The 3993-nt window shown below is 35.3% G+C and carries 5 protein-coding genes and 2 pseudogenes; 4 read left to right on the top strand and 3 right to left on the bottom strand.

Annotation, left to right across the window (positions count from 1 at the left end; translation table 11 throughout):
• The first annotated feature begins 50 nt into the window (after positions 1 to 50).
• The gene (locus AC1DUW_RS22725; RefSeq protein WP_053347389.1) at positions 51 to 773 is read left to right on the top strand and encodes a pseudouridine synthase; all 723 of its coding nucleotides are present in this window, start codon (positions 51 to 53) and stop codon (positions 771 to 773) included.
• An 87-nt stretch (positions 774 to 860) separates the two neighbouring features.
• Here the strand turns inward: AC1DUW_RS22725 and AC1DUW_RS22730 are convergent, their stop codons facing one another.
• Positions 861 to 1082 carry a DeoR family transcriptional regulator gene (locus tag AC1DUW_RS22730; RefSeq protein ID WP_034309346.1) on the bottom strand — a complete coding sequence of 74 codons (222 nt, stop codon included), beginning with the start codon at positions 1080 to 1082 and terminating at the stop codon, positions 861 to 863.
• Between the two features lie 632 nt (positions 1083 to 1714).
• On the opposite strand from AC1DUW_RS22730, the gene AC1DUW_RS22735 reads away from it, so the two are divergent.
• From AC1DUW_RS22735 to AC1DUW_RS22745, 3 genes are all read left to right on the top strand, one after another.
• Positions 1715 to 2065: a hypothetical protein gene (locus AC1DUW_RS22735; RefSeq protein ID WP_053347388.1), complete on the top strand. Its 351-nt coding sequence runs from the start codon at positions 1715 to 1717 to the stop codon at positions 2063 to 2065.
• 170 nt (positions 2066 to 2235) lie between these two features.
• Entirely contained in the window at positions 2236 to 2628 is a 393-nt protein-coding gene (locus AC1DUW_RS22740) for a hypothetical protein (protein ID WP_082527444.1), read from the top strand.
• A gap of 226 nt (positions 2629 to 2854) precedes the next feature.
• On the top strand, positions 2855 to 3043 hold the full coding sequence (locus tag AC1DUW_RS22745) for a hypothetical protein (RefSeq protein WP_053347386.1): 189 nt from the start codon (positions 2855 to 2857) through the stop codon (positions 3041 to 3043).
• A 351-nt stretch (positions 3044 to 3394) separates the two neighbouring features.
• Here the strand turns inward: AC1DUW_RS22745 and AC1DUW_RS22750 are convergent.
• Positions 3395 to 3578 (bottom strand): annotated as a pseudogene (locus tag AC1DUW_RS22750) (IS110 family transposase); the annotation flags it as partial.
• A 45-nt stretch (positions 3579 to 3623) separates the two neighbouring features.
• Positions 3624 to 3993, bottom strand: a pseudogene (locus AC1DUW_RS22755) (Putrescine importer PuuP); the annotation flags it as partial.

A 3993-nucleotide genomic window follows, 5' to 3' on the forward strand; every position in this document is an offset into this window, starting at 1 on the left:
GTCATAAAAGTGGGCAAGGCTTTTTACTGAATAGGCTTTAGGAGGAAATAATGAGAATTGATAAGATATTATCCAATATTGGTTACGGAAGCAGAAAAGAAGTGAAAAAACTCTTGAAATCTGGAGCCGTTAAGGTCAATGAACGACTACTGAAGGATCCGAAGGAACAAGTGGATCCTGATACAGAAATCGTAACGGTTCATGGTGAACGGGTTGAATATAGAGAATTTATATATTTAATGATGAATAAGCCGCCAGGTGTGTTGTCGGCTACTGAAGACAAACACCAGGAGACGGTCATTGACATCTTAGAGCCAGAGGATTCGGTATTCGAACCATTCCCAGTCGGACGTTTGGATAAAGACACAGAAGGCCTATTGCTGATCACGAATGACGGAAAGCTTGCCCACCAACTACTTTCCCCGAAAAAACACGTCCCTAAAACGTATTTTGCGGTCATTGACGGCGAAGTAACGGAGCGAGACATTGCTGCATTCCGCAACGGCGTGACCCTAGATGATGGGTACGAAACAAAACCAGGTGAATTAAATATTTTAAAATCAGGGCTTACATCGGATATTGAGCTAACGATTATGGAAGGGAAGTTTCATCAAGTGAAACGGATGTTTGAGTCCGTAGGGAAACGGGTCGTGTATCTAAAGCGTCTCTCGATGGGAAGCCTGCAGCTTGATGAAGAACTTGAACTTGGCGAATACAGGGAGTTAACAGCAGAAGAGCTCGAACAACTGAAAGCTGCCCAGCCGACTGAATAATAAATAAGCAAGAAAAAATGAGGCGGACAATTATGTCCGCCTCAAACTTATTTTACATATCGATTTTCGTTCGGGTGGTCGTTCTTTTTAAGATGACATCTTTACCTTTTTACTTGTTGTCGTCCAAAGGCCACGGCTTGGGCTTTGAACAAGGTCATTGTAAGCTAAGACATTTAAATCGCGCTGCACAGTTCGAGGAGTGATGCCAAATTCTTCTACAAGCTCTTGAGTAGAAACCGTACCGTTATTACTAATGAACATATAAACGGATTTAATACGGGTTAACATGCGATTTGTTGAAGGTTTCAAAAAATCACTCCTTATTCTTTTCATTGTTATTCTGAACAAATGAAAACAACCGATATGTCGGACAGCATTTTTGCTGTCACTATGTACTTGCTATACCCACCCTATAACTCCTCGGAAACATTTAGAAAAAACAAGATGTCATTAGCTATATTTTACCCCTTTACAAAACTAAATTCTATAAAAAAGTGACAATTGACTAAATATTACATTTATTATATCAAATTTTAACAAAAATATTACAGTAAATAATAATAGAGGTAATTTTTTATTTCATATCACCTTTTGTATAGTCATATTTTGACATTAAACAATGCAAAATATACATTTAGTAGATTTTTACATAATTAAATGAACAAAACATGGTATGGGATATTTTTTACATGAAAAAACCAATCATTTAATCGATCTTAAAAAACCTTGCTCAGCTATAACCGTTGAGTACCTTGACTAAGGGGAGTATACATGTTATTTTACATATAGAATTTAAATCGTAATTATTACGCTTTGTATTTAAGGATAGGATTTGCTTGATGGGTAACGTTTACGATGTCATAATGAGGTGTTGAGCAGTATAGCTTTTTCATACATAATCTCAAGGAGTTTAAATATAATCAAATTCGAGGTAGAGTCATATGAACGAAAGATTAATGGAGTTTTTATTGCGTGACGAGGTGACCAAACTTTCTGGCGTGAAAAAACAAGTGTATGAATTCATCGTGAATGAAGAAGATTATCTCGCTTCAAAAGCGGACACGGTCGATCACTTTATGAGATTACTGGTAAAGCATTCCCCACCCCGGCTCGCTGCTCGTCATTTTAATATGCCGTATGGTGAAATCATTCGTTTCATGCATGAAATTGAAGAAGAACTGAATGAAAGATTAGAGGAAAGATGTAAAAAGGTGAAGTGGATGGACTATACGGAAAAGAGTCAACAAACGTTTGAGGAATATCATAGGAAGTTATTTCTATTTGTTAATTAAATCTGATTGAGCGAATGCCCTTGGTAACAAGGGCATTTGCATTTTTCGGATAAAAATGAATGAATAACCCAAAAAATAGATGGCTGCCATTAGCCGGAACTTTCAAACGCAATATATAGCTATATTCAGTAACGAAAGTTAAATCCATACGTCTAATTGAATGGAGGTGTATGATGAAGAAAAATATAGTGGTTTTCATGTTAATGGTATGCATTTTTTATTTGTCTGGTTGTTTTAATACAGAAATCAAAACCGTGACATCTAAAAATCCAGATGCAGAAGAAGTTTTAAAACTCGATAAAAATGCAGACATTCTCCAATGGGAAAAAATAATTTATAAAACGGATATTGAATGGGTGAATGAGCTTAAACTGACTAAGAACGAATCTGTTGGAGAAATTACAGAGGTATTCTCAAATGGTTTCAGTAAATCGTTAAAAGATGGTATGGCCAATCAATTACCCATAGGAGCAAAAATATACTCAACAAAAGAGCGGGATGACGTGCTAATCGTTGAATATAACGGGAAAGTAAAGTATTACTTAGCTCTTACCGAAGGCTAGCACACCGATATAGGGATCCCCTTAGTCGTCTTCTTTAGTGGATATGCAAACACAGATGATAAGTCCAATGAGGATCAAGAAAAAGCAATATCAGAACAAACAGATGTTAATAAAACAGAAAATTCTGATATAATTACTACACCACATCTCCCTTATACACACAGATATTAAAGAGGGAGTAAATGCAGGAGTTTGGTCTGTTGGAGTCATTATTAGAAGCTCTGAGATGGGATTAAGTTTAGATGAGTTTACTAGTCTATCAGAATTTGATAAAGAAAATGTAATCTCTAAAACTGCAAACTCCTTTATGCAAAATGGGGCTGATTTTACGATTAAAACGATGAGTGAACTTCCCGATATTATCGAAAGAATTAATAGTCTTATTTCAGATGGTAAGAGACCTCGTACAAACTAAACATTAATTACAGTAAAAAAAGTGTAGCATATACTCTATTCTTGATTGAGAAAGAAGTATGGCTACATCTTTTTTATGGTTCTTTTTTATTTGTTTGAAAATAATTGAATAATAGGGGACTTCCCCGACCTAGAGATTTCCATTATTTCAAGTGACAATCACCATTGTTCAACAAATAGTTGATTTCTCTTAATTAACATCATTGGAAAAAGAGTAATTAAGCGCCAAGAAATCCTTTTCTACCACTGGATTTCCTCCAGAGAAGTTGAAGAGAACCGTAGTGCTCACCAACGTTAAAAACGGATTGTTTGGGAAGAATCGAGAGTGTAACAACAATCTCATTGATTGTTTCATATCCGCAATCACGAGAGCGTCTTTTTTATCACTTTTGGACTGAGTGTTATCTCGATTCTCTTTATTTCTTTTTACAAGGTGAGGATTGACCTACGACATCAATCTTTTAATTAGATAACCATTTCGATAGATTAATCCCATAACGACCTGTAGGTCCCATACCGACAATAGTTGTGTCTAAGCCGTTTTTCATCTTTCTTATAAACATCGTGACTTTATTCTAAATCTACACAATATTTTCTTCAATTTTCAATACTGGTGGCTGTTTTTTAAGTCCTTTTGTCAATACAAGTAAATAAATGAAGCCTATTATTAACCAACTTGCTCCAAGTACCTTTGAGTGCACATCAAGATTCACAAGTAGTAAAATATCAAGTGCAGCTCCAATAATAGGAATAAATAAATATAAGACAGTTCCTTTTACCGAACGTTCTCTATTTCTAATATAATAATGAGCAATTACGGCAATATTAACACAAGTATACGCAAGAAACGCCCCGAAATTAATAAATGATGCTACAAGATCTAAACTTAAAAATAAAGCAAGCAAAGAGACAGAACTAATGATCAGTATATTATTTACGGGTGTTCTATAT

It is taken from the genome of Peribacillus sp. P4_C12 (assembly GCF_056402095.1).